Raw genomic sequence first — 22,214 nt, forward strand, 5'->3', positions numbered from 1 at the left:
TCCTTAAAAATCGAGCTGCATCGAAACCTGCACCTGGCGCGGCTCGCCAATCGACGCGCTGGCATAGCCCGCGCCGCTGTAGCCATTGAGGCCGCCCGGCACGATATTGGTCCAGTAGTGACGGTTGGTGAGGTTAGTCACGTCGAGGCGGAAAGTAGTGTCAGTGTTCATCAGACGGGTTTTGTAAGCGGCGCCCGCGTCCAGCGTGGTATAGCCGCTCACCCATCCCTCATTCGCATTGTCCGTTGCGCGACGCCCGACATAGCGCGCGCCGCCGTGCAGATCGGCGCCGCTGATGCCAGGCAGATCCCAGGCGGCAAACAGGCTGGCGGTATAGCGCGGCAGCCCGACAATTTGCTTGCCCTGCGTCGCGCTGCTGGCGGTATCAAACAGGCGCGGGTCGAGCCAGGTCATGCCGCCATAGAGATGCAGCCTCTCCGTTACGTCGCCATCCGCCATCAGCTCAACGCCGCGGTTACGCTGCTCGCCGTCAACCGCGTAGTCGCCGCTGCTGTTGGTATAGGCGAACGGACGTTTGATCTCAAACAGCGCCGCCGTCAGCAGCAGCCGGTTAATCGCCAGCTTGGAGCCAATTTCCACCTGCTTGCTGCGATAAGGGGCAAGAATATTGCCTGCGTTAGTTGCGCCCGTCGGCGCGGTGTCGCCCTGTTGCAGGCTGTCCGCATAAGTGACATAGAGCGTCAGCGGATCCACCGGCTTATACATCAGACTGGCGGAGCCGGAGAAGCCGCTGCTGGAGGATTCGCTGCTGCGCGCGCCGCTTTTAGCGTAGTTTGCCGAGCTTAACAGGCTTTCGCTGCCCGCCAGCAGCAGGCTCCACTGCGGAGAAAACTGAAGATTATCGCTCAGCAGAAAGGCGTGCTGCGTCGCCGTGGCAGAGTGATAGCGATCGGTAAAGTCAGGATAGTCAGGTTCATTAAAGCGCGCGGGCTGTTCCAGCGAGGCGCTGCCCAGCGTCGACGTGCCGCCATGCACCGGATTCATGTTCTTCCAGACAAAGCCGCGTACGCCGGTGGCGATCTGGTGGTGTAGCCAGCCGGTATCCACTTCGCCGTTAAGGTTCGCCATATAGCTGTTGATGGTAAAGCGGCTGGCGGTCGAGGATGAGGTGGTGGTGGTGTAGTGCCCCGCCCGATCGGTAAAGGTATTGGTCACGCCGGTCGATTCGCGATCGGCGATCTGGCGCAGCACGCCAATCTCGCCCTGCCAGTTGCCGTCGAAATCATGTTTAAGATGAAGCCCTGCGGTGAGGGTATGGTTATCATCGCCTGCATAATATTGTCCCAGACCCGCCTTTTTTGGATCGGGCGCAGCCGGGAAAGTCAGCCCTTTGCCCAGCGCGAATTTGCCCGGCAGGCCTTTGTCATAATAGTGGTAGTAGCTGAAACTGGTCTCCAGCACGGTGCTGTCGCTGAGATTAGCGTCGAGCGCCAGGCTAAACAGCTGACGACGTACCTTGCTGCCGCTGACATAGCCGCCGCCTTCGTCATCCAGGACATTGAGGCGGTAACGCAGGCGATCGTTCTGATCCAGCGGCCCGCTGAAATCCGCAGCAACCTTGTGATTGCCCCCGGTGCCACCGCCGACCGTCAGGCGATGCTGCGGCAGATCGGTAGCGCGCTTCGCAACGAAATTAAACAGCCCTGCCGGGTTAGCCGGGCCATAGAGCGAACCGGCCAGGCCGTTCAGCACTTCAATATGGTCGAACTGCTCCGCCGCGTAATCGGTCGTCGAGACGACGTTCAGGCCGTCAATCATGCTGTTCTGCACCACGCTGCCCTGCATGCCGCGCGTCTGGGGACGCGCGCCGTCGCCCTGAACAGACGGCATATAGCGATAGAGCGCGCTGACGCTTTTCAGCTGCTGCTGCTTCATCATGGCACGGGAAAGCGACTGAACAGAGAAAGGCGTGTTGCGAACCGCCTGTCTGCCTGCGTTGCCCAGCATGGCGCTTTTTTGCGTAGCGTCTTCGTGACCTGAATCGGCCGTCGGCGCGGCGGAAACCACCAGCGTGTCATCAGTTGACGGCTGTGCGCCCTGCGTCTGCAGGGCAGCGAAAATAAGTAAACTGAGGAGACGGGGTGGGAAAAGCGCGCGGGATGTAAATTTCATTTTTATTTTGCCAGTTTTTACAGGTGATATTAACGGCAGGAAATGGTGACGGATAATAACCACTTTCGCTGTATTTACAATTATATAGCGAAAAAGTGCTTTATTAACAGCGGCAATAGGTTATCGCGCGATTATGATGGTCAATGGCAACAAGCCAGCCGAAAAAGCGAAATCGAATAATTGTCACGTTACTGAACTATATTGTTGACTGGCGGTAAGGCAGATATTTCGCGTTATTTCACTCTCCCGAAACAAAAGGATTATGAATATGGCAGCCATTGAAAGAATAAATTATCCCGCGCTGGGTGAGGTAAAAGCGCCTTATGTTCATGCGGTGAAACAGGGAAACAGACTTTACGTCTCTGGTCTCACGGCGTTCGGCAGCACGGCGCAAACAGGGTCGATTGCAGAACAGGCTGAGGTAATATTTAAACAGTTCCAGCATATCGCTGAGGCAGAAAACACCACGCTCAGTGCGCTGCTGAAAGTCACGTTATTTATCACCTCTTTTGCGGATATTGACGCGCTGCGCAAGGTGCTGTTTCGTTATTATGGCGATCATTTGCCCGCCAGTTCGCTGGTGCAGGTGAGTGGCCTTTTTTCGCCCGATCTTAAAATTGAGATCGAAGCGATTCTGGCGCTTTAATCCTGTTCTTACGCCTTCCGTCATTACTAAAAGTAATCAACCCATTAGCCTGGCTCATGCGGCTAATTTCCGGTGCTAAAGTCAATACGGAGCGGACGCAATTTGTTCAATTTATGAGACAACTCAAGGAACTGAAAAGTGACAATAAATTTCATCTATGCAACCTCCATGCAACATTTCGGCATCTTTATTCAGTGCAGTCGCGCTTAGCTGCAGTATTTATGCACTGTACTGCACCAAAATGAAGCAGAAGCGCTTTTTTCGACGGCGTAAGAAAAATTATCTTTCTTCTGTAAGTGGTAAATTATCGGGGAGCGGTCAGATCCGCTATTCATCCACGGCAACACATAATAAACGACTTTAAAAAAGAAAGGTCTTTATGGAAAAGTTATCCTACGCGTCTGAAAACAGTACATCTGCCTGGTCCACCTACCTTCAGCAAATCGACCGCGTCGCGCCCTATCTGGGCGAACTGGCACGCTGGATCGATACGCTGCGTCATCCTAAACGCGCGCTGATTGTCGATATTCCTCTACAGATGGATGACGGCTCTATCCGCCACTTTGAAGGCTACCGCGTACAGCACAACCTGTCGCGTGGCCCGGGTAAAGGCGGGGTTCGCTACCATCCAAATGTGGATCTGAACGAAGTGATGGCGCTCTCCGCGTGGATGACCATCAAGTGCGCCGCGGTCAACCTGCCATACGGTGGTGCTAAAGGCGGCATCCGCTGCGATCCCTTTGCGCTGTCAGAAGGCGAACTGGAACGTCTGACGCGCCGTTACACCAGCGAAATCGGCATCATTATCGGACCGCAGAAAGATATCCCCGCGCCGGACGTCGGCACAAACAGCAAAGTCATGGCGTGGATGATGGATACCTACTCCATGAATAACGGCACCACCGTGACCGGCGTGGTCACCGGCAAGCCGGTTCATCTTGGCGGCTCGCTGGGACGTGAGAAGGCGACCGGGCGCGGCGTCTTTATCACCGGCCGCGAAGTGGCGCGCCGCGCAGGCATTCCCGTCGAGGGCGCACGCGTAGCCGTTCAGGGCTTCGGCAACGTTGGCAGCGAGGCGGCGCGTCTCTTTGCTGAGGCAGGCGCATCTGTGGTGGCGATTCAGGACCACAGCGCAACCATCGCCAACGCTGACGGCATCGATATGGCCGCGCTGTCGCGCTGGCAGCTGGAGCACAAGCAGATCCTCGGCTTCCCTGGCGCGCAGAAGATCGATGAAGAGGCGTTCTGGCGCACCGAGATGGATATTCTTATTCCAGCGGCGCTCGAAGGCCAGATCACACGCGCGCGTGCCGAGAAGCTGAGCTGCAAGCTGGTGCTGGAAGGCGCTAACGGCCCAACCTATCCCGAGGCGGACGACATGCTGGCCGAGCGCGGCATCATCGTGGTGCCGGACGTTATCTGTAACGCAGGCGGCGTAACCGTCAGCTACTTCGAATGGGTGCAGGATATGGCGAGCTTCTTCTGGAGCGAAGAAGAGATCAATGCGCGTATGGATAAAATCATGACCGACGCCATGGTGCACGTCTGGAACAAAGCCAATGAGAAGAGCTGTTCGCTGCGTACCGCGGCCTATATCGTCGCCTGTGAACGCATCCTGATGGCGCGTAAAGAACGCGGTATCTATCCGGGATAATCGCTTAGCGGGCAGCCCAGGCTGCCCCTGTTTTAATAGCGCACCAGTCCGCCATCGACCGCGTACTGGCTGCCGGTCACATAAGAGGCGTCGCTGGAGAGCAGAAACAGCGCGACCGCCGCCGCCTCTTCCGCCTTCCCTGCCCGCTTCAGCGGCACCTGGCTGACAATAAAACTCTCAAACTGCTGGCGCGCCGTTTCCGGCATGAAATCGCGAAAGTGCGTCTCGATCGGTCCCGGAATCACCACATTTACCCGGATGCCTCGCGGTGCGAGCGCGGTTGCCCAGCTGCGCGCCATCGCCACGATAGCCCCTTTGGTGGCAGCGTACAGGCTGGTGGTCGCCGCGCCTTCATAGGTTGACGACGATGAGGTCACCACTACCGACGCGCCGGGGTTAAGCAGAGGCGAGAGCCTGGCAAGCTGCAGCATGGGTCCGCGCACGTTCGCGTTCATCATGGCGTTAAAGGCTTCCGCCGTAACGGATTCCAGCTCGCCCAGTTCGGCATAGCCTGCATTGAGCCAGAGTCCATCCAGTTTGCCCCACTTTTCCACCGCTTCGCCCAGCGCGTCGATATCCGCCTCCAGCGAGGCATCGTTGCGCAGCAGCAGCGCGTTATCATGCAGCACGCTGTTGGCGTACTGCAGTCGGCTTGCATTGCGGCCGGTTACCGCAACGCGGCCACCTTCCGCCTGGATGCGCTGCGCGCCAGCCAGCCCCATGCCGCTGGTGCCGCCGGTAATCAGGATACGCTTATCACTAAATCGGGCCATAATCCCTCCAGAAAGCGAGCCGTACGCCTGCGCGACGTCCGGGTACGAATTAACTTCATCTCTGAATGTTAGCTGGCGGCGGCGATAACGCGTTATTTTGTCGGTGACAGATTGATGACATTATCGAGCGGCTTAAACCCATATTTAAAACAGGGTTAATTCTGCTGAGTTTGAAAAGCAAAATACCTGAAGCCTATAACCTTACTTCACGTCAGGTTATTTCCGCTCCGATTTACCTTTCCGCAACATTATTGCCAAATAGTCTTATTTTCTGACGACGTCCTTTTCTGGATAACTCGCTGAGATACAGCGTTTAAAACCAGCGTGCCGTTTTACTGTGGCAGCAATTGCCTGGTTAATCGGCTATGCCAGTCTAAAAATCTGCTAATTTGAAAGCGAGGCCGTTTTTATAGTAAGGTAAATTCGTGTAAACGAGCTGCCGTAATTTATTTTAACAGGCTGCTTATAGCTTTCTTCCCCTTGTTTTGCTGGCAGTACGGCGACGAAAGCTATAAGAGCCTCATTATTTCAATGAGGATAATATGAGCATCGGGAATCAACCCACAGATAAAGCAAAAAAGCATTTCTGGCAGAAAAAGCAGAAAGAGCAAAAAGAACTGACAGTCGACGACATCACTATTGTCGACAATGACATGCTGAAGCGCGCAGTCGGCGCGGCGGCGCTGGGCAACGCGATGGAGTGGTTCGACTTCGGCGTCTACAGCTATCTCGCCGTCACCATCGGTAAGGTCTTTTTCGCCAATGCCAGCAACACCGCGCAGCTGATCGCGGCGTTCGGCACCTTCGCCGCCGCCTTCCTTGTGCGCCCCATCGGCGGGCTGGTGTTTGGTCCGCTGGGCGATCGTATCGGTCGTCAGAAAGTGCTGGCGATGACCATGATCATGATGTCGATCGGTACCTTTTGTATCGGCCTGATCCCTTCTTACGCCAGTATTGGCATTCTTGCGCCGATACTGCTGCTGGTGGCGCGTCTGGTACAGGGCTTCTCCACCGGCGGTGAATATGGCGGCGCGGCGACCTTTATCGCTGAATATTCAACTGATAACCGTCGCGGCTTTATGGGCAGCTTTCTGGAGTTCGGGACGCTCGGAGGTTATCTGTTAGGCGCAGGTCTGGTCACGGCGCTGACCTCTGCTCTGCCTGAGCAAACCATGCTCGACTGGGGCTGGCGCATTCCTTTCTTTATCGCCGCTCCGCTCGGCCTGTTCGGTCTCTATGTCCGTCTGAAGCTGGAAGAGACACCGGCGTTTCAGCAACATATGGAAAAGCAGGAGGCGCTTGAGCACAGCAAACCGGCACTGACGGTTATGCAGATGTTGAAGAAGTATCGCAAGCCGATGCTTAAATGTATCGGTCTGGTGCTGCTGTTCAACGTCTCCAACTACATGCTGACCTCTTACATGCCAAGCTATCTGACCGGTATTCTCGGCATGGGCGAGCTGAGCAGCCTGCTGCTCATCATGGTGGTGATGTTTGTCATGATGCCGCTGACGCTGTTCTGGGGACACTGGGCGGATCGCCTGGGTCGTCGTCCGGTGATCGGCAGCGGTGCGGTCGGCCTGATCCTGCTGGCGATTCCCTGCATGATGCTGGTGACATCGGGCAATATGTGGCTGGTGTTCATCGGTTTGATCGTGCTGGGCGTGCTCCATACCTGCTTTAGCGGCACCATGCCCGCTACGCTGCCGGCGCTGTTTGTTACCGACATTCGCTACAGTGCGCTGGCGATCGGCTTCAACCTGTCTGTGTCGCTGTTTGGCGGCACCACGCCGCTGATCACCGCCTGGCTGGTGGATACCACGCATAACCTGATGATGCCCGCTTACTACCTGATGGGCGCAGGCGTGATTGGTCTGCTGACCGTGCTGACGCTGCATGAATCGGCGCGCAAACCGCTGCGCGGCTCCTCGCCTGCGGTAGCCAGCGAAGCGGAGGCGCACCGTCTGGTGAAAAAACTGCGTTCGCGCAGCAAACAGCGGGCGGCACAGTAATCGACTCGTCCTGCTGACTGAACAAAAAAACCCGCCGACGGCGGGTTTTTTATTTCATCAGAAGCGATATTGCAGACCAACCGTCATCGTATAGTTCTTGTTGGAGATGCCCGCCGCGTCGCCGCCATAGGAGACCGACTCGCCGGTTGGATTATAAATCGCCTGCGTGCCGCCCTTACCTTCTTCGTATTTGTTCCAGGTAAACTCAGCGAATACTTTCGCATGTTCGGTCAGGTAGTAGCCTGCATCGACCGCTGCGCCGTAGTAACGTGAACCGGAGGTTTTTTCGCGGAAGGTCAGGTCGCGCATATAGTGTTCATCGTTGTCATGGGCGCGTACCCAGTCACTAAATTTAAACAGCGCGTTGAACTCGAAATCGTTAATGCGATACTGGCCGACCAGACCGACATAAGGCATAGAGAAGCGCTGGCTGTAACCAATACCGCGCTCGCGATCGGCGAAGCTGCCGATAAAGTTGCCGTTGTCGTAGTTAAACGTGCCGCCATAGGCTGTCCAGCTAAAGCGCGTCTCCTGATAGCCCGCGACCGCGCCGACTTTATAGTTGTCATCCTGCAGGAACCAGCCTTTCACGTTCAGATCGTATTCGTTGGCGTAGTTCACATCGGTGCTCGGATGTGACGAGTGATCGGTCCAGCCCGACTGGCGAGCATTTTGCCAGTCGTAGTCATCCATATGACCCGAACCGGAACCCAGCGATGTCCAGCCGCGCGCGTTCAGCGTCAGGAAGGAGAAGGCATCCCAGGCGATGTCGCCTTTCAGAATAGCGACGTTCCTGATTTTCCAGTCAAGCTGGCTGACTTTACGCGCATTACTGGCGTCATACACCAGCTCTTTAGATTTTCCGCCCAGCATGCCCACCGAGGTGGAAACGCTGAGGCTGTCAGAAGAGAAATTCGGCGTAAAAGGAGAGGATGCGGCAAACGCGGTTCCTGAAAGCGCGGCCATCATCATTACCGCAACGGTGCTCTTTTTCATTTAATATCCTGAGTGAAAATTAAGTTATCCTTGAATAGCGCGCACAGAATAAAAGGCAGGATTTCGTCAGGCAAGTGTAAGTTTTTCGATAAAAAAACAGCGACGTGAGTTAAACAAAATTAATTAATGGTCGGCGAATAACCGACGATAACCTCTCACTGGTCAGCGCAAAAAAATGAATGCATTTTAGCCATGCCGCAGGTGATTCTATTACTGCCCCTCCCTTTCCTGCCGCTTTACCTGGGTTTATTTTTCCCGCAGTTAACGTCATATCGCTACATAAAAGCACAGAGCTTCTCTTTAGAGCGTGGTCTGGTGTTTATTTGACTTAATGCCGGAGTGAGCAATAAATGCGCACAAATAACATTCCCTGGCAGCACCTGAAATATTTTCAAGACAGCCACTAAGCCAAATTTTAACGGCAGGTAATATCAGAGCAGATGTGACTGACGGATAAAATTGCTATGTTAATGTCTCCTCCTGACAAAAGAGACATTAGCATGGTGTCAAAAGAGAATGCCGAACACTATTTATGGGGTTCCCAGTGCGATGGCTGGACGTTGCTTAAGCGACAGGATCTCAGCGTTATTCATGAGCGTATGCCACCTAAAACGCAGGAAATACGCCACTATCACGCGCAGAGCAGACAGTTCTTTTTTGTTTTAAGCGGAACGCTACGAATGGAACTTGAAGGGGAGGTTCATTCGCTCAGCGCGCATGAGGGGCTGGAAATCCCGCCGCAGGCGAAACATCAGGCTCGCAATGAAAGCGATAGCGACGTCGAATTTCTGGTGATCTCCCACCCGACCACGCGCGGCGATCGCACCGACCTTCTCTGAATATCTCGCTGACGTTCCCCTCCACGTAGCGGAAAAAAACGTTTATTGCTATGTTAAATGGAATTTACATTCCATTTAACAGGGCGTAACTATGCAGCTAACCGCGCAGGATATCCAGCAACAGCAATCTGAAAGCCGCTTATCTCATTTTGATTTCCAGCTCGCCTGGCAACTCGGACAGAGCCTCCAGCAGCGCGCCAGCGCAGAAAACTGGCCCGTCGCGATTGAAGTTTACGCCTTCGGTCAAACGCTTTTTCTCGCTGCGTTGCCCGGTTCCAGCCCGGATAACCTCGCCTGGATGACGCGCAAGCGCAACACCGTCCTGCGTTTTGGCCACGCCTCAATGTTAGTCGGCCTGAACAACCAGCAGAACGGCAAACCAATGGAGCAACAGAACTGGATAGCGCAGAGCGACTATACCGATCACGGCGGCTCTTTCCCGTTAATTAATATGTCCGGCGTCGTCTTTGGCGCGGTCAGCGTCAGTGGACTGCCCTCAGAAGAAGATCATCAGCTCGCTCTGTGGGGCATTCAGCAGCTCCAGCGTCACCTGAGCCAGGCCGAATAAAGGAAAGAGGATGACGAGATACGGCTCACCTGCGCTAAGCGCGCTGCTTTTTGCGCTACTGACCAGCGTGGTAAGCGCCGCGCCGGATAAAACGGTGTTAATCCGCGGCGGCTATGTGATGCCGATGACGTCCGACGGCGACGATCTGCCGCAGGGCGATCTCCTTATCCGCAATAATGCTATCGTCGCTGTCGGCGAGCACCTCTCGGCGCCAGATGCTGAGGTCATTGAAGCAAAGGGCAGCTTTGTTCTGCCCGGCTTTGTCGATGCCCACTCTCATCTCTGGGTGACCACCATGCGCGGTCAGTTTCGCAACGGCGAGGGGAAATTTTTCCCCGTCAGCAGCGCGCTGGGTCAGGCGATGCAGCCAGAGGATATCTATACCGCCATTTATACCGGCGCGCTGGAACTAGTAAATGGCGGTATCACCACCAGCGGCGACTTCTTCGATAACATTCACGGCCCGGCATGGGGCGATGCCGGCTTTAGCGCGCTCAGAGACGCAGGCATTCGCGCCATCCTCTTTTACGGCGGCCCGGATAAAACAACGCGCTTTCCCATCGACACGAAGCACGCCGCCACGCTGGCCGATCGCCACGATCCGCGCGTGAGAGTGGGTCTCGCGTGGCGTCTGCCGCGCGAGCTAAAAGATGAGCAGAACTGGGCGATGCGCGATCGCGAATACCAGTGGGCCAGAGATCATCATCTGCCTGTACAGGTGCATATCAGCGGCGAGCCGGACGCCATGTTTAATGCGCTGATTGCGCGGCACTATCTTGCGCCCTTTGTTACGCTGGTACACGCCACCGATGCCCGTCCAGCACAGCTTCAGGCGCTGGAAAAAGCCCGCGCGTCGCTGGCCGTTACGCCCTTAAGCGAGGAGCATGTTGGTTACGGCTTGACCCGGCTCGATCATTTCGCGTCGGTCACGCGTCTCGGGCTCGGCATTGACGGCAATAGCCTGGCGGGCAGCGGCGATATGTTTGCGAATATGCGCCTGGCGGCGCTGACGATGAGCGGCGCAGCGGCTGACGAAGCCCTGCCTAAACCACGCCAGCTATTAAGAATGGCGACGCTTGGCGGCGCTGAAGCGCTCGGTCTGGATAAAGAAACGGGATCGCTGACGGTGGGTAAACGCGCCGATATTCAAATCATCACGCCCGATACGCTGAACATGAGCGGCTTTGGCGGCGGCGATCCGGCAGCCCTGCTGCTCTATTCAGCGCAGCCGCAAAATGTAACCACGGTTATCGTCGATGGTCGCGTGATAAAGCAGCACGGGAAACTGAACGGCGTCAGTCTCGCCGAAGTGCTGGCCAGCGCACAGCGTTCGGCGGAAAGAACAAAGCAGCGCGCGGCTAAAAAATAAATTATTGATCTGAGCCGTTTTGGCATTTCACCGCTGTATGCAGGTTTTTTGATCCAGAACAATCCACGTCAGGACACCTTCTGTCAATTTGTGTCAACGGTTTGTACAACCGCACATTTAATGGAGGCAGGCTTATGACAGGTAAAATGGGTTTGACGGTGGGTTTAGTGGTCTGGCTGTTCTATGTGGCGTGGATGGCGAGCTACTATTTCGGCACTTTCTCTCTGTTCGCTCGCTGACACAGGCGAGACCTGCGGGTCTGACATATCTGTGACCCTGACGATAAATATCCTTCCTGTAAAATAAAAACGCGCCGCAAGCGAAAGCGCTGCGACGCGTTTTTTATAAGGAATTAAGCAGCTTTAACGGCGCGCACTTTCTTTGCCTGTGCGGTTTCGCCTTCAACGCTCTCATCAGCATTTTCTGTTGCGCGAACCTTTTTCGTCGCGTCCGCTGAATCCGCGGCGTCTGGCAGCTTGCTGGTGCGCAGAATATGCTGAATCGCATCTTTCTGCTCGGCGAGCAGCAGGCCAAGGGTTTCTGCCTGAGACTCATCCATATCGGGTTGCTGCTGCGCTAACCAGTCGGTAAAGGCCTCCGCCATATCGAGCATCTTATCGTAGGCATCCGCCTCTTTTTTGCTGGCAAACGTCATTTTCTCTTCACCCTTCTTGACGACTACGTATTTAATTTCGACAGCCATTTTTGCCTCTCCGATACTGTTAATATATACAGTATATCTCTCCTGTGGCGAGATTGCATCCTTTTTTAAAATGCGTCGCCGTGCTGAAGGGATGAATATTTTTTCTTATGAAATCAAATCATTGAGAAATTCCGCCAGCGCTTTTCGCGGGTCGTCCTCTTCCGACACGATCATCTCGATCCCCCATTGTCCCAGCACTTCACGCGCCACGGGATTGTTGCGGTTAGTAAAGAGATAAGATTTCGGACGCGCGGTAGCCAGCCCTGTTCTGCTCCACATTTTGGTCAGACGGTAGAACAACAGGCGAATATTAAAATCGCTGATGCTGTAGCCGACAAACAGGACCGAATTTCCCATCACGTCGTGCGTCAGTTTGATATCAAGCGGTGAGTCGAAATAGAGGCGTTCAAAATAGCTGCTTTCATCCAGTACGATGGAGGTATCGTCGTCGAAATCGCCGTGCAGCTTGATGATATGCCGCTTGTCTTCGGTCAGCGCCACCAGATCGGCAGCGTTCGCGACTTTGCTGTAGGGCACGCCGTGCGCCTCGTGCGCCGCTTCCAGCCAGCGATCGTAATTGGTGGTATAGATACGGCTGAAATTGCCCTGCGTAATCATCGTATGAATTTCGGACGATCGGACATCAATGTCTGGCCGATGCCATTCTCGATCCATCCAGCTGCGCAGCGGCCCCAGCGAGCCCTTTTTCTGTTTGTAGTATTCCGCCAGCGACAGATGAGTCCCGTATGTATTAAATATTTTGGGATCGTAGCCCAGCTCGTTAGCCAGATGGGCAATAAGTTCATGCCACTCCGGCAAGCCCAGATTGCGTGATATTCCCGCGCCAGCGAACAGAATCAGTTTGCCGGAATCGTAGGCGCGTTTCAGTTCAGGTTTCATGCCACTCCTCGGGCGTTTTTCAAAAAGTCGGCGAAGCGATCGAGCGCCAGCTTACGCATGGAGATCTCGTTTTTAAGCTCGCCCATTTCAGCGAAGGTCTGGTTATAGCCTTCCGGGATAAAAACGCAGTCCCACTGAAACTCGCGCGGCCCGGCGGGCTTAGCTGCGATAGTGCCGCGTACTTCGCCATGAAACTGATACATTTTGCGTCCGTCGCAGTAGCCCAGCACGGTTTTCGCCGTCACCGCCTGGCTGTCCAGCCCCTGCACCAGCTTGGCGAAACGTTCAGCCTCTAGCCGGTTCCAGAAGATGCGCGTCAGGCCGGCGGGCAAACCGTTCAGTCCGTCGAGATAGAGCCCGGTGTGTTCGACAAAGAGCGGACGTCCGATAATGGAAAACGCCTTGGTCAGCTTGTCGCGGACCAGTTCAAGTTCGTTTTCCGTCTGGATTTCTTCGATACGGCGCGCGATGGGCAGTACGTCGACGCCGACCGGTTCGAGGATTTTGCGTACCTCGGTCAGCTTATGCTCATGGGCTGACAGAAAGCGGATTTTCATTTCAAACCTTTAAAATTATTATGGTTTTATCAGGAGCGCAGGAAAATTTGTTCCTGCCTGTTATCCTGTTTTTTGCTGCTCCACGTAAAAAGACGTGGCTGATGGAGTAGAGTCTAGCTGACGCAAAGAAGGGACTAAAAGAATTATACTGCTGGCAGCGAATGGCGCGCAAAGGCCGCTGCCCCACCTTTTGCGTTTCCCAACCTGTTTTTACCCGCTTCAGTTAGTCGGTTGAGGCAGGCGGTAAAAGATTCGGTTTTGAACCCCGGCTTGCCGTTGGCGTTTCGCCGCGCTTTCACTGTTTCGAGATGTTTTCCGCTGTTAAGCCGGGGTCGTCATTGTAAAAAATCCAGTCTGAACCATCAGGATGCTCGCCTGCAGCAATGAAATTATCCAGCAGCCTCGCCTGGTATGTTTCACTGCCTTCAGCGCTGAAAATTTCGCTCACCCGCTGGGTGAACGCACCTTCTGTGTAATCCTGGAAATTTCACTTAAGTTCCATCCTGCCTGACTTATTTAAGTGAATTTCAAAGGATAGAAGACAGCCTGCCCGTTTAGCCCCCGTCAGGCAGGGAGAGACGCCAGTTTTCATACGGCTGCGATGTTAATGATAAAACGCGTTTCAGAAAAAAGATGGCAGCGGACGCTTGCAAAAAGAACTCGTGCTGCAGCCGATCGAAAGCAACGCTATTTCTGACAATTATTCGCTATTATTCTTCACAACAGAGTTCTTGATCATAAAGCATGTTTTAAATTAACAAAGTCAGCCATGCTGCCAAACAAAAATAAAACGTCACCACAGTAAACCGTGCAGCAGGGGAAGGCTCATTGAGCTTATATTTAAGCTCATCTGGATATAATTTTTTTGAAATAGGCTTATGTCTTCCTGTCAGATTGCAACTCAAGGTCTCTTTAATGAAAAAGTTATTGCTACTCCTTCCATTATTCCTTACTGCCTGTAGCGCAAATCATCTGGATGCAAACGCGCAAAATGTCAGAGTCATGAATGGCGATCCAAAAGGTGACTGTACTTTCTTAGGCACGGTTACTGGCGATCAAGATAATTTTCTTACCGGAGGATGGACATCGAATGCAAATCTGGAAACGGGCGCGTTGAACTCACTGCGTAACCAGACAGCAAAACTGGGCGGCAACACCGTTTCATTAATTACCAACCGCGCTGGCACCAGCGGCTACTATGACGGTTCAGGCGGCGGTTCTCAGGAGACGAATGTCGTGATTACCGGGGGAGCATGGCGCTGTAATTAATTTTAGCAAGGCGTTCCGATGGGATCAGGATAGAGTAGAAGAAAGGCAAAACATGCCAAGGCGGAAATATGTCCTACAAATGTTTTATCACGCTTCTCTCTATAAGCGCCCTAATATTAAGCCTGGTAATCATGCCAAAAGTGCTGAAATCAGTGCGAAGCAACCCTGAAATTGAACGACTGGTTAAAGCACCGAACGCTACCTTTCGTCTGTTTAGCGAATGTAAAAAGCATGTAGCGGATGCAGAACGGTGCTATAACGCCTATAGCGCAGCCGTATACCTGGCTAATCTCAATGATTGCACCCCGTCTGGCATCGAACTTAAGCGAAAATTTAAAGGGCTGGTGGAGCACGCGAAGGCACGCGACATTGAGGATGAAATAAATAAACAGTGTCGGCCGATCTCTTTTTCCCAGCCAAACGCTTAACCACGAGTTCGCCTGTTAAGGAGCAACGCGCTATTATTGCTGGCGTTTCCTGATTATTCGGATTTTCATGAAAGTCAGGCGAATGGATATGGCATCGCGTCTGCTGCACATCTCCCGACAATAAATCAGCGCATTGTATTGATAAAGGTCAATACAGTACTCAGCAAGTCATGTAAATTATGCCGCGCGTTAGCAACGTAGCGCCAGACTCTATGGTATGATTACTTTTAATTTTATTATTACCAGGACGCCATTTATGCTCAACGACGGCTCAAAAAGTTTAACAGAAAAAAAGTTCTGCCTTTTCAGCCGTTACCGGTTGAGGACGGGAACAGGTATTGTCCTGATGGCCATTGTCGGCGTCTTTTTTATCATGCAGCAGCGCCAGTTTGTTCAGGCCTTCGATACCGGGACCTGTGTGATAAACGCCAACGCGACGGATATAGATATTTTCCTTAAACATATTCTCCATGTTATGTATCGTTTGATTTTCAAAGTCTGTGAGTAAATCGTTTACATCAGAAGCGTCCATCACGCACTGTTCGCAAAGTGATGCCCTGATTATTAAAGTAAATAACCTGCACTGCAGGTTTGCATTCCCGCCGCCTTTTGCAATCTGCCCCCTTTTTGCTGCGCTTCCTGCAACCGGCGACTGAGCAGAAACGGATGCGGGAGTTAACCAAAGCCCCTCTCCCTGTTGCAGACAGCGTCAGTAAACAATTCCAGCCGGATTCACCTGCGACGTTTCTATCGCCTCATTCTGCTCACCCCAGCGCTTCAGCACCTGCTGATACTGCCCGCCTTTCATGGTGCCGTTCAACGCCGTCTGCAGTGCCGCCGCCAGACCGTTGCCTTTTTTGGTTGTCACCGCCACCCAGGATCGCACCGGCCCATAGCCGACAATCTTCATATCGCTGCGCGAAGCCACCTTCCAGGCGGCCATCGACTGCGGCCCAAACAGCGCGTCGGCACGCCCTGAGAGCAGCGTTAGCGTTGCCGCCGCCTCGTCAGTGAGATAAACCGGCGTCACCGGCTTTAATCCTTTCGCGCGGTTCTGCTCATCCCAGCCGAGCAGAATACGCTCCTGATTCGTGCCGGAGCCGACAATAATCCGCAGCCCTGCGATATCCTCCGCTTTGTTAATGGCGCTGATGGCGCTATTTGCCTTTACCAGAAACGCATGACCATCGGCGCGGTAGGTAGCGAAGTCAAACTTCTTCTTGCGCTCTTCCGTCACCGCGATATTAAACAGCGCGATGTCATAGCGTCCGGCCGTTACGCCGAGCGGCCAGTCCTCCCACGAGGCGGGCACCAGGCGCAGCTTCAGCCCAAGACTATCCGCCAGCAGCCGGGCAAAATCGGCGTCGCTGCCGATGCGCGTTTTATTGTCGCTCGCCAGCAGCCCAAGCGGCGGCGAGTTGTTGCTGGTGGTCGCCACGGTCAGATAGCCCGGCTCGATAAAATGGAAGCCCTGCGGGATTTTGTTTATCGCCTCTGGGTTCATCGGCGCGTCAATCGGCGTCTCATTTTTCGTGGCGTCGAGCGGTTCCGCCAGCGCAGGCTGGCCCGCGCCGAGCAGCAGCGCGGCGAGTAAAAAACGTTTCATCTTGTTTGCCCTATAACACGCGCGCCAGGAAGCGGCGCGTGCGCTCATGGCGCGGATTATTCAGCACCTGCGTCGCGCTGCCCTGTTCGACGATTTTGCCATCTACCATAAACACGACGTTATCCGCCACTTCGCGCGCGAAGCCGATTTCATGCGTCACAATCACCAGCGTGGTGCCCGATTGCGCCAGCTTTTTAATCACGTCGAGCACTTCGCCGACCAGTTCTGGATCGAGCGCCGACGTCGGTTCGTCAAACAGCATGACGCGCGGGTTAAGCATCAGGGCCCGCGCAATAGCGATACGCTGCTGCTGGCCGCCGGACAAATGACGCGGCCAGGCGTCGGCTTTATGGCGCAGCCCGACAATGTCCAGCAGCTCGCCCGCGCGCGTAACGGCGTCGCGCTTCGAGAGCTGGCGATGCGCGACAGGCGCCTCGATAAGGTTTTGCAGCACCGTCAGATGCGGAAACAGATTAAAGTTCTGGAACACGTAGCCGACGTTAATGCGCTGGCGCAAAATCGCCTTCTCCTTGAGCTCATAAAGTTTGTCGCCGCGCCGATGGTAGCCGATATAGTCACCGTCGATTTGAATAAATCCCTCATCGACGCGCTCCAGATGATTAAGCGTACGCAGCAATGTCGATTTGCCGGAGCCGGACGGGCCGACAATCACCGTTACCGAACCGGGATCCAGCTCAAGCGAGACGTTATCCAGCGCCTTATGGCGTCCGTAGCTTTTGCTGACGCCGGTGATGCTGATGGCACCGGCGGTATGCGCCTTACGGTAATCAATGGCTTCGGACATGGCTAATCTCCTCATTTACGGCGACGGGGTTCAGGCGGCTGCGCCACTGGCGCCAGCGCGAAGGTTGCGCATCGCGGGTTACGCTGCGCGCCAGCCAGCGCTCGACGCCGTGCTGGATCACCGACAGCACCGTAGTGATAATCAGATACCAGGCGGCGCCCACCATCAGCAGCGGAATAACCTCCTGATTGCGGTTGTAGATCATCTGGATGGTGTAAAAAAGTTCCGGCATCGCCAGCACGTAAACCATCGCCGTGCCTTTAGCGAGGCTGATGATCTCGTTAAAGGCGGTGGGAATAATGGCGCGCAGCGCCTGCGGCAAAATAATGCGGAAGGTACGGCGCGTCGCGGAGAGGCCGAGCGCCGAGGCAGCCTCTGTCTGTCCATGATCGACGCCGAGAAAGCCGCCGCGAATGATCTCCGCGCTGTAAGCCGCCTGCACCAGCGTCAGGCCGATCACCGCCGCCGGAAACTGCCCCAGCACGTTAATGGTCTGGAAATGTCCCCAGGCCAGCGCGGTAAAAGGGATGCCAAATGACAGCGTGTCGTAGAGATAGGAAAAGTTATAAAGAATAATCAGCACCACAATCAGCGGCAGCGAGCGGAACAGCCAGATGTAGCCCCAGGCCAGGCCGCTGAGCAGCCATGACGAAGAGAGGCGCGCCAGCGCCAGCACGCCGCCGAAAATCAGGCTGAACAGGGTGCCGAGCAGCGTCAGCAGCAGCGTCTGCCCCAGACCGTGCAGGATCACCGGGTCGAAGAACCAGCGGGCGAATACGCCCCACTCCCAGCGTGGGTTAAGCGCTACCGACTCGGTTACGCCAGCCAGAATAAACAGGGCGACAAGCGCCCCCAGGGTGCGGGCCGGATAACGCGCCGGCACCACTTTTAACTGTTGATGATCGCCGTTCATTTTCGCTCCTTAACTCGCCTGGGCGACGCCGTTGACGTCGATAACTTTGGTAAAACGCAGACGGCCGTCGTAGGGCGGTTGCCCGTAGCGCTCCAGATCGCCGCTGGGGTCAAACTGTGGCTGGTAGCCGTGCGCGCGATAGAGACGCACCGCTTCCGGCTGACGAAAGCCGGTGGTGAGGTAGAGACGCCGGTAGCCCGCGCGCCGCGCACGCCGCTCCAGCTCCTGCACCACTTGCAGCGCCAGCCCCTGACGGCGCAGATCGCCGCGCGTCCAGATACGCTTCAGTTCGGCGGTCTCTGCGTCAAAGGGCTTATAGGCGCCCATGGCGATAATCTCGCCGTTGCGCTCCAGCACGATAAACAGGCCATGCGGCGGCAGATACCATTCGGTCTTCTCCACTTCCTGGCTACTGCGGAAAAAGTCGCCGTAGCGCGAGGCGTAAAAGGCGAAAAGTCCGCTTAAAATCGGCTGCAGCTCAGGTGCTTCCGGCGACACCTCGCGAAAAGTTAGCTGGCTCATGCTTCACCTCTCAGTCGCCCAGTCCAGGCGGATTGATTTCTGAATGGTCGATCTTCTCCACGCCCTCGCCCCAGCGGTTCAGCACCTTGAGATAGTCGCCGTTCTGGATCACGCCGTTAAGCGCGGTGCTGATCGGCTCGGCCAGGCCGCTGCCTTTTTTCACCGTAACGGCAATATGCGCCACCTTCGGCCAGCCGCCGTCGAAACTGCCCACCAGACGCGTTTTGCCGGTCAGCGCCGCCTTCCAGGCGCCGATAACGTTTGGTCCGAAATAAGCGTCAGCACGGCCCGACTGCAGCGCCAGCGTCTGAGAGGCGTCGTCTTTGGTATAGATCGGAGAGAAAGGTTTCAGTCCCTTCGCCTGATTGGCTTTATCCCATGCCAGCAATACCGCCTCCTGATTGGTGCCGGAGCCGACGATAATGCGCAGTCCGGCAATATCTTCCGGCTTGCCGATCGCCTTGATTTTGCTGTCGGCCTTAACGTAGAAACCGAGCGTATCGCGGCGGTAAGTCGCGAAATCGAACTTCTCTTTGCGCGCTTTGGTTACGGTGACGTTGGAGATAGCCGCGTCATATTTGCCGGAGGCGACGCCGAGCGGCCAGTCTTCCCAGGAGGTGGGTACAACGTTGAGCTTCAGGCCAAGACTGTCAGCCACCAGCCGGGCGATATCCACCTCGCTGCCCAGCAGGGTTTTGTTATCGTCCGAGAAGACCGTCAGCGGCGGCGAATTCTGCGCCGCGACCGCCACGGTAAAGGCGCCCGGCACCACAAAGCGATGGCCCGCGGGCAACTGCGCCACTGCCTGGTCATTTTTTGCGGTATGAATGGGCGCTTTATTGGCTTCAAGGCTGACGCGCTGGCCGTTGTACGCGACGCTGGTCCCTGCGGCGTAAGCGGAGCCGACGGCGGTCAGCAGCAGCAGAGCGGCGATGTAAGTTTTATTATTCTGCATAGCGAAGGTGCTCTTATTGTTGTGAGAACTGATTGACCGGTTCCTTCAGGCCAAAGCTGGCGCGCAGGGTGGTGCCGGGATAGTCGCGTCGCGTCAGACCGCGCGCCTGTAGCACCGGCACCACGCGGTCGACGAAGCGTTCAAAGGTATCGGGAGTACCGCCCTGAATGATGTAGCCATCGGCGGCGAAGTGCTCGAACCAGTGCTGTAAGCCGTCTGCGACCTGCTCCGGCGTGCCGTGAAACAGCGGGCGCGGCGTCGCCGCTTCCAGCGCCGCCTGGCGCAGCGTATGGTGGTGTTCGCGCGCCTTGCGTTTGATCTCATCGGTCGTGCTGCGGAAACTGTTCTGGCCGATATCGCCGATATCCGGGAAAGGCGCATCCAGCGGGTACTGCGAAAAGTCATGGTGATCGAAGAAGCGGCCCAGATAGTTCAGCGCATCCTGAACAGAGACCAGCGCGGCGGTGGTCTGATACTGCTGCTCCACATCCTCGGCGCTGTCGCCGACGATAACGCTTACGCCCTGAAAGATATGCAGATCTTCCGGCTGACGGCCATTGTCCACCAGCTGCCGCTTCACGTCGCGGTAGAACGCCTGCGCCTCTTCCAGCGTCGCCTGATGGGTGAAAATGGCGTCGGCATGACGCGCTGCCAGCTTTTTGCCATCTTCGGACGCACCCGCCTGGAAAACGATGGGACGCCCCTGCGGCGTGCGCTGAATATTCAGCGGCCCGGCCACCTGAAAGAAATCACCATGATGGTCGATGGCGTGCAGCTTGCTGGCGTCAAAGAATTTGCCGCTCGCTTTATCGCGTACGAAGGCACCCTCTTCCCACGAATCCCACAGCCCTTTCACCACGGTGAGATATTCGTCGGCGATGCGATAGCGCAGCGCATGTTCCGGATGCTGCCTGCGCGAAAAGTTTTTCGCCGAGCCTTCCAGCGGCGAAGTCACCACGTTCCAGCCCGCCCGGCCGCCGCTCAGGTGATCGAGGCTGGCGAACTGACGCGCGGTAATAAAAGGTTCGCTGTAGGAGGTCGATACCGTTCCCACCAGCCCCAGATGTTCAGTGACGCCCGCCAGCGCCGACAGCAGCGTCAGCGGCTCGAAGCGGTTCAGGAAATGGGGGATCGACTTTTCATTGATATAGAGGCCGTCGGCGACAAACAGAAAATCGAGTTTGCCCTCTTCCGCCTTGCGTGCGATGCGTTTCGCGTAGTCGAAGCTGATACTGGCATCAGCCTGCGCGGCGGGATGCCGCCAGGCGGACATATTGCCTGATGCGCCATGCAGAATGGTGCCCAGTCGAAGTTCTCTCTTCGTCATGATGTTCTCTCTGTTTTTGTGGCAGCGGTGCATCGCGCGCGGCGGATCGGGCCGCGCGAATGCCGTTCAGTTCAGGGGATCAGGTCAGGATGGCGTCGCGACATCGCGCGTTAAGCTGTTGCAGCGCGTGCTGCGCCAGCTGTGCGAAGTAGCGCGCGGCGGGCGCGATCAGCGCCTCGTCGGGGTTAAAAGAGGCGTGATGCAGGCCGAACGCGCTGGCGCTGCCGATGCTGACGAACGCGCCCGGTACCTGCTGCAGGTAGAACGCAAAGTCTTCGCCGCCGAGATGCAGATCGGCGGTCTGCACGCGATAGCCTGCCTGTTCGGCGATCTCGCTGGCGACGCGCGCCCAGTGCGCATCGTTGACCAGCACCGGCGGCCCCGCATGCCAGCTCAGGGTCGCTTCCGCGCCCGCCGCCTCGGCGAAATGGGTCACCAGCGCACGCACGCGCGCTTCCAGCCCGGCGCGCACGTTGAGATCGTGGGTGCGTGCGGTGCCGCCGAACTCCGCGCTGCCGGGCAGCACGTTCCAGGTTTTGCCTGCATCGATACGCGTAATGCTCAGCACCAGGCTGTCGAGAGTATTGAAACTGCGGCTGGTCAGGCTTTGCAGCCCCTGGATAATCTGGCTGGCGGCGACGATAACGTCTGTGCCCTCTTCGGGATGGGCCGCGTGCGCCCCCCTGCCGCTGACGCGGATAATAAACTTATCGGCATTAGCGTAGAACGCGCCGCCGCGCGTGGCGAAAACGCCGGTCGGCAGGCCCGGCTCGTTATGCATGCCGAAGATCGCCTGTACGCCCTCCAGCACGCCGGCATGGATAAATTGCCGCGCGCCGGCGGCGATCTCTTCTGCGGGCTGGAACAGGATGCGCACGCGGCCCTTGAGCTGCGCTTCATGCTGCTTCAGCAGCAGCGCCGCGCCCAGCATCACCGCGCTATGCACGTCATGGCCGCAGGCGTGCATCACGCCGGGATGACGCGAGTGAAAAGGCATACCGCTCGTTTCATGCACCGGCAGCGCGTCAATATCGGCGCGCAGCGCGATCAGGGCGTCGCCCTGGCCGATCTCCGCGACCAGCCCGGTTTTCAACGCGTAATCAGGCAGCCTGATATCCGCCGCCTGCAGCCACGCGCGCAGGCGCGCGGTGGTCGCCTCTTCTTTGCCGGAAAGCTCCGGCCAGGTATGCAGCTCGCGACGCCACGCAATCAGCTGTGAATCAAAAGTAGTGCTCATCG

General features: G+C 56.0%; 22 protein-coding genes and 1 pseudogene. 9 read left to right on the forward strand and 14 right to left on the reverse strand.

Annotated features, from left to right (window positions below; all coding sequences use genetic code 11):
• Window positions 1–3 precede the first annotated feature (3 nt).
• Window positions 4–2,133 (reverse strand): TonB-dependent receptor, encoded by a 2,130-nt coding sequence (locus D7S44_RS15685; RefSeq protein ID WP_120456417.1) that lies wholly within the window; start codon window positions 2,131–2,133, stop codon window positions 4–6.
• Between the two features lie 268 nt (window positions 2,134–2,401).
• Between D7S44_RS15685 and D7S44_RS15690 the strand changes: the two genes are divergently transcribed.
• Both D7S44_RS15690 and D7S44_RS15695 read left to right on the forward strand, forming a co-directional pair.
• Window positions 2,402–2,779 carry a RidA family protein gene (locus D7S44_RS15690; RefSeq protein WP_120456419.1) on the forward strand — a complete coding sequence of 126 codons (378 nt, stop codon included), beginning with the start codon at window positions 2,402–2,404 and terminating at the stop codon, window positions 2,777–2,779.
• Window positions 2,780–3,158: 379 nt separating this feature from the next.
• Window positions 3,159–4,433: a Glu/Leu/Phe/Val family dehydrogenase gene (locus D7S44_RS15695; protein WP_120456420.1), complete on the forward strand. Its 1,275-nt coding sequence runs from the start codon at window positions 3,159–3,161 to the stop codon at window positions 4,431–4,433.
• A gap of 32 nt (window positions 4,434–4,465) precedes the next feature.
• Here D7S44_RS15695 and D7S44_RS15700 read toward each other — a convergent pair whose 3' ends face one another.
• A complete protein-coding gene (locus tag D7S44_RS15700; RefSeq protein WP_120456422.1) occupies window positions 4,466–5,206 on the reverse strand; it encodes an SDR family oxidoreductase in 741 nt (246 codons plus the stop codon).
• A 542-nt stretch (window positions 5,207–5,748) separates the two neighbouring features.
• On the opposite strand from D7S44_RS15700, the gene proP reads away from it, so the two are divergent.
• Entirely contained in the window at window positions 5,749–7,218 is a 1,470-nt protein-coding gene (gene proP / locus D7S44_RS15705) for a glycine betaine/L-proline transporter ProP (RefSeq protein ID WP_120456424.1), read from the forward strand.
• Window positions 7,219–7,275: 57 nt separating this feature from the next.
• On the opposite strand, the gene D7S44_RS15710 is transcribed toward proP, so the two are convergent.
• On the reverse strand, window positions 7,276–8,214 hold the full coding sequence (locus D7S44_RS15710; protein ID WP_120456426.1) for an omptin family outer membrane protease: 939 nt from the start codon (window positions 8,212–8,214) through the stop codon (window positions 7,276–7,278).
• Window positions 8,215–8,714: 500 nt separating this feature from the next.
• On the opposite strand from D7S44_RS15710, the gene D7S44_RS15715 reads away from it, so the two are divergent.
• The 3 genes from D7S44_RS15715 to D7S44_RS15725 all read left to right on the forward strand — a co-directional run bounded on the left by D7S44_RS15715 (window position 8,715) and on the right by D7S44_RS15725 (window position 10,990).
• Window positions 8,715–9,053, forward strand: coding sequence for a cupin domain-containing protein (locus D7S44_RS15715; protein ID WP_120456427.1), 339 nt, complete (start codon window positions 8,715–8,717; stop codon window positions 9,051–9,053).
• Window positions 9,054–9,144: 91 nt separating this feature from the next.
• On the forward strand, window positions 9,145–9,621 hold the full coding sequence (locus D7S44_RS15720; RefSeq protein WP_120456429.1) for a heme-degrading domain-containing protein: 477 nt from the start codon (window positions 9,145–9,147) through the stop codon (window positions 9,619–9,621).
• A 10-nt stretch (window positions 9,622–9,631) separates the two neighbouring features.
• Window positions 9,632–10,990, forward strand: coding sequence for an amidohydrolase family protein (locus tag D7S44_RS15725; protein WP_120456431.1), 1,359 nt, complete (start codon window positions 9,632–9,634; stop codon window positions 10,988–10,990).
• A gap of 352 nt (window positions 10,991–11,342) precedes the next feature.
• Here D7S44_RS15725 and D7S44_RS15730 read toward each other — a convergent pair whose 3' ends face one another.
• The 4 genes and pseudogenes from D7S44_RS15730 to D7S44_RS23900 form a co-directional block, all read right to left on the reverse strand.
• Window positions 11,343–11,693 carry a YebG family protein gene (locus D7S44_RS15730; RefSeq protein ID WP_120456433.1) on the reverse strand — a complete coding sequence of 117 codons (351 nt, stop codon included), beginning with the start codon at window positions 11,691–11,693 and terminating at the stop codon, window positions 11,343–11,345.
• 105 nt (window positions 11,694–11,798) lie between these two features.
• Window positions 11,799–12,593, reverse strand: a complete 795-nt coding sequence (locus tag D7S44_RS15735) for an SIR2 family protein (protein WP_120456434.1) — start codon at window positions 12,591–12,593, stop codon at window positions 11,799–11,801.
• Window positions 12,590–13,150 carry a non-canonical purine NTP pyrophosphatase gene (locus tag D7S44_RS15740; protein ID WP_120456436.1) on the reverse strand — a complete coding sequence of 187 codons (561 nt, stop codon included), beginning with the start codon at window positions 13,148–13,150 and terminating at the stop codon, window positions 12,590–12,592. The genes D7S44_RS15735 and D7S44_RS15740 overlap by 4 nt, the downstream gene beginning before the upstream one ends.
• A 295-nt stretch (window positions 13,151–13,445) precedes the next feature.
• Window positions 13,446–13,622, reverse strand: a pseudogene (locus tag D7S44_RS23900) (bacteriocin immunity protein); the annotation flags it as partial.
• A 443-nt stretch (window positions 13,623–14,065) separates the two neighbouring features.
• On the opposite strand from D7S44_RS23900, the gene D7S44_RS15750 reads away from it, so the two are divergent.
• The 3 genes from D7S44_RS15750 (at window position 14,066) to D7S44_RS23345 (ending at window position 15,355) form a co-directional block, all read left to right on the forward strand.
• Entirely contained in the window at window positions 14,066–14,419 is a 354-nt protein-coding gene (locus D7S44_RS15750) for a DUF4156 domain-containing protein (protein WP_120456437.1), read from the forward strand.
• 68 nt (window positions 14,420–14,487) lie between these two features.
• The gene (locus tag D7S44_RS15755; RefSeq protein ID WP_120456439.1) at window positions 14,488–14,847 is read left to right on the forward strand and encodes a hypothetical protein; all 360 of its coding nucleotides are present in this window, start codon (window positions 14,488–14,490) and stop codon (window positions 14,845–14,847) included.
• A 256-nt stretch (window positions 14,848–15,103) separates the two neighbouring features.
• Window positions 15,104–15,355: a hypothetical protein gene (locus D7S44_RS23345; RefSeq protein WP_147402113.1), complete on the forward strand. Its 252-nt coding sequence runs from the start codon at window positions 15,104–15,106 to the stop codon at window positions 15,353–15,355.
• 201 nt (window positions 15,356–15,556) lie between these two features.
• On the opposite strand, the gene D7S44_RS15765 is transcribed toward D7S44_RS23345, so the two are convergent.
• The 7 genes from D7S44_RS15765 to D7S44_RS15795 all read right to left on the reverse strand — a co-directional run bounded on the left by D7S44_RS15765 (window position 15,557) and on the right by D7S44_RS15795 (window position 22,212).
• Window positions 15,557–16,453 (reverse strand): ABC transporter substrate-binding protein, encoded by an 897-nt coding sequence (locus D7S44_RS15765; RefSeq protein WP_120456443.1) that lies wholly within the window; start codon window positions 16,451–16,453, stop codon window positions 15,557–15,559.
• A 10-nt stretch (window positions 16,454–16,463) separates the two neighbouring features.
• Window positions 16,464–17,258, reverse strand: a complete 795-nt coding sequence (locus D7S44_RS15770; protein ID WP_120456444.1) for an amino acid ABC transporter ATP-binding protein — start codon at window positions 17,256–17,258, stop codon at window positions 16,464–16,466.
• Window positions 17,242–18,171, reverse strand: coding sequence for an amino acid ABC transporter permease (locus tag D7S44_RS15775; protein ID WP_120456446.1), 930 nt, complete (start codon window positions 18,169–18,171; stop codon window positions 17,242–17,244). The genes D7S44_RS15770 and D7S44_RS15775 overlap by 17 nt, the downstream gene beginning before the upstream one ends.
• A 9-nt stretch (window positions 18,172–18,180) precedes the next feature.
• Window positions 18,181–18,693: a GNAT family N-acetyltransferase gene (locus D7S44_RS15780; protein ID WP_120456448.1), complete on the reverse strand. Its 513-nt coding sequence runs from the start codon at window positions 18,691–18,693 to the stop codon at window positions 18,181–18,183.
• A gap of 10 nt (window positions 18,694–18,703) precedes the next feature.
• A complete protein-coding gene (locus D7S44_RS15785; protein ID WP_120456450.1) occupies window positions 18,704–19,648 on the reverse strand; it encodes an ABC transporter substrate-binding protein in 945 nt (314 codons plus the stop codon).
• Window positions 19,649–19,661: 13 nt separating this feature from the next.
• Window positions 19,662–20,975, reverse strand: coding sequence for an LLM class flavin-dependent oxidoreductase (locus D7S44_RS15790; protein WP_120456451.1), 1,314 nt, complete (start codon window positions 20,973–20,975; stop codon window positions 19,662–19,664).
• A gap of 79 nt (window positions 20,976–21,054) precedes the next feature.
• A complete protein-coding gene (locus D7S44_RS15795; RefSeq protein WP_120456453.1) occupies window positions 21,055–22,212 on the reverse strand; it encodes an amidohydrolase in 1,158 nt (385 codons plus the stop codon).
• Between the last annotated feature and the right edge of the window lie 2 nt (window positions 22,213–22,214).

The organism is Pantoea piersonii, assembly GCF_003612015.1.
GTDB lineage: Bacteria > Pseudomonadota > Gammaproteobacteria > Enterobacterales > Enterobacteriaceae > Pantoea > Pantoea piersonii.

What these genes read in the sequence shown, in the direction of transcription:
- D7S44_RS15755 (WP_120456439.1), top strand. Translation starts at nt 14,488, where the DNA reads ATGTCCTACAAATGTTTTATCACGCTTCTCTCTATAAGCGCCCTAATA.
- D7S44_RS15795 (WP_120456453.1), bottom strand. Translation starts at nt 22,212, where the DNA reads ATGAGCACTACTTTTGATTCACAGCTGATTGCGTGGCGTCGCGAGCTG.
- proP (WP_120456424.1), top strand. Translation starts at nt 5,749, where the DNA reads ATGAGCATCGGGAATCAACCCACAGATAAAGCAAAAAAGCATTTCTGG.
- D7S44_RS15770 (WP_120456444.1), bottom strand. Translation starts at nt 17,258, where the DNA reads ATGTCCGAAGCCATTGATTACCGTAAGGCGCATACCGCCGGTGCCATC.
- D7S44_RS15690 (WP_120456419.1), top strand. Translation starts at nt 2,402, where the DNA reads ATGGCAGCCATTGAAAGAATAAATTATCCCGCGCTGGGTGAGGTAAAA.
- D7S44_RS15775 (WP_120456446.1), bottom strand. Translation starts at nt 18,171, where the DNA reads ATGAACGGCGATCATCAACAGTTAAAAGTGGTGCCGGCGCGTTATCCG.
- D7S44_RS15765 (WP_120456443.1), bottom strand. Translation starts at nt 16,453, where the DNA reads ATGAAACGTTTTTTACTCGCCGCGCTGCTGCTCGGCGCGGGCCAGCCT.
- D7S44_RS15685 (WP_120456417.1), bottom strand. Translation starts at nt 2,133, where the DNA reads ATGAAATTTACATCCCGCGCGCTTTTCCCACCCCGTCTCCTCAGTTTA.
- D7S44_RS15725 (WP_120456431.1), top strand. Translation starts at nt 9,632, where the DNA reads ATGACGAGATACGGCTCACCTGCGCTAAGCGCGCTGCTTTTTGCGCTA.
- D7S44_RS15715 (WP_120456427.1), top strand. Translation starts at nt 8,715, where the DNA reads ATGGTGTCAAAAGAGAATGCCGAACACTATTTATGGGGTTCCCAGTGC.
- D7S44_RS15740 (WP_120456436.1), bottom strand. Translation starts at nt 13,150, where the DNA reads ATGAAAATCCGCTTTCTGTCAGCCCATGAGCATAAGCTGACCGAGGTA.
- D7S44_RS15720 (WP_120456429.1), top strand. Translation starts at nt 9,145, where the DNA reads ATGCAGCTAACCGCGCAGGATATCCAGCAACAGCAATCTGAAAGCCGC.
- D7S44_RS15780 (WP_120456448.1), bottom strand. Translation starts at nt 18,693, where the DNA reads ATGAGCCAGCTAACTTTTCGCGAGGTGTCGCCGGAAGCACCTGAGCTG.
- D7S44_RS15730 (WP_120456433.1), bottom strand. Translation starts at nt 11,693, where the DNA reads ATGGCTGTCGAAATTAAATACGTAGTCGTCAAGAAGGGTGAAGAGAAA.
- D7S44_RS15735 (WP_120456434.1), bottom strand. Translation starts at nt 12,593, where the DNA reads ATGAAACCTGAACTGAAACGCGCCTACGATTCCGGCAAACTGATTCTG.
- D7S44_RS15695 (WP_120456420.1), top strand. Translation starts at nt 3,159, where the DNA reads ATGGAAAAGTTATCCTACGCGTCTGAAAACAGTACATCTGCCTGGTCC.
- D7S44_RS23345 (WP_147402113.1), top strand. Translation starts at nt 15,104, where the DNA reads ATGCTCAACGACGGCTCAAAAAGTTTAACAGAAAAAAAGTTCTGCCTT.
- D7S44_RS15785 (WP_120456450.1), bottom strand. Translation starts at nt 19,648, where the DNA reads ATGCAGAATAATAAAACTTACATCGCCGCTCTGCTGCTGCTGACCGCC.
- D7S44_RS15790 (WP_120456451.1), bottom strand. Translation starts at nt 20,975, where the DNA reads ATGACGAAGAGAGAACTTCGACTGGGCACCATTCTGCATGGCGCATCA.
- D7S44_RS15710 (WP_120456426.1), bottom strand. Translation starts at nt 8,214, where the DNA reads ATGAAAAAGAGCACCGTTGCGGTAATGATGATGGCCGCGCTTTCAGGA.
- D7S44_RS15750 (WP_120456437.1), top strand. Translation starts at nt 14,066, where the DNA reads ATGAAAAAGTTATTGCTACTCCTTCCATTATTCCTTACTGCCTGTAGC.
- D7S44_RS15700 (WP_120456422.1), bottom strand. Translation starts at nt 5,206, where the DNA reads ATGGCCCGATTTAGTGATAAGCGTATCCTGATTACCGGCGGCACCAGC.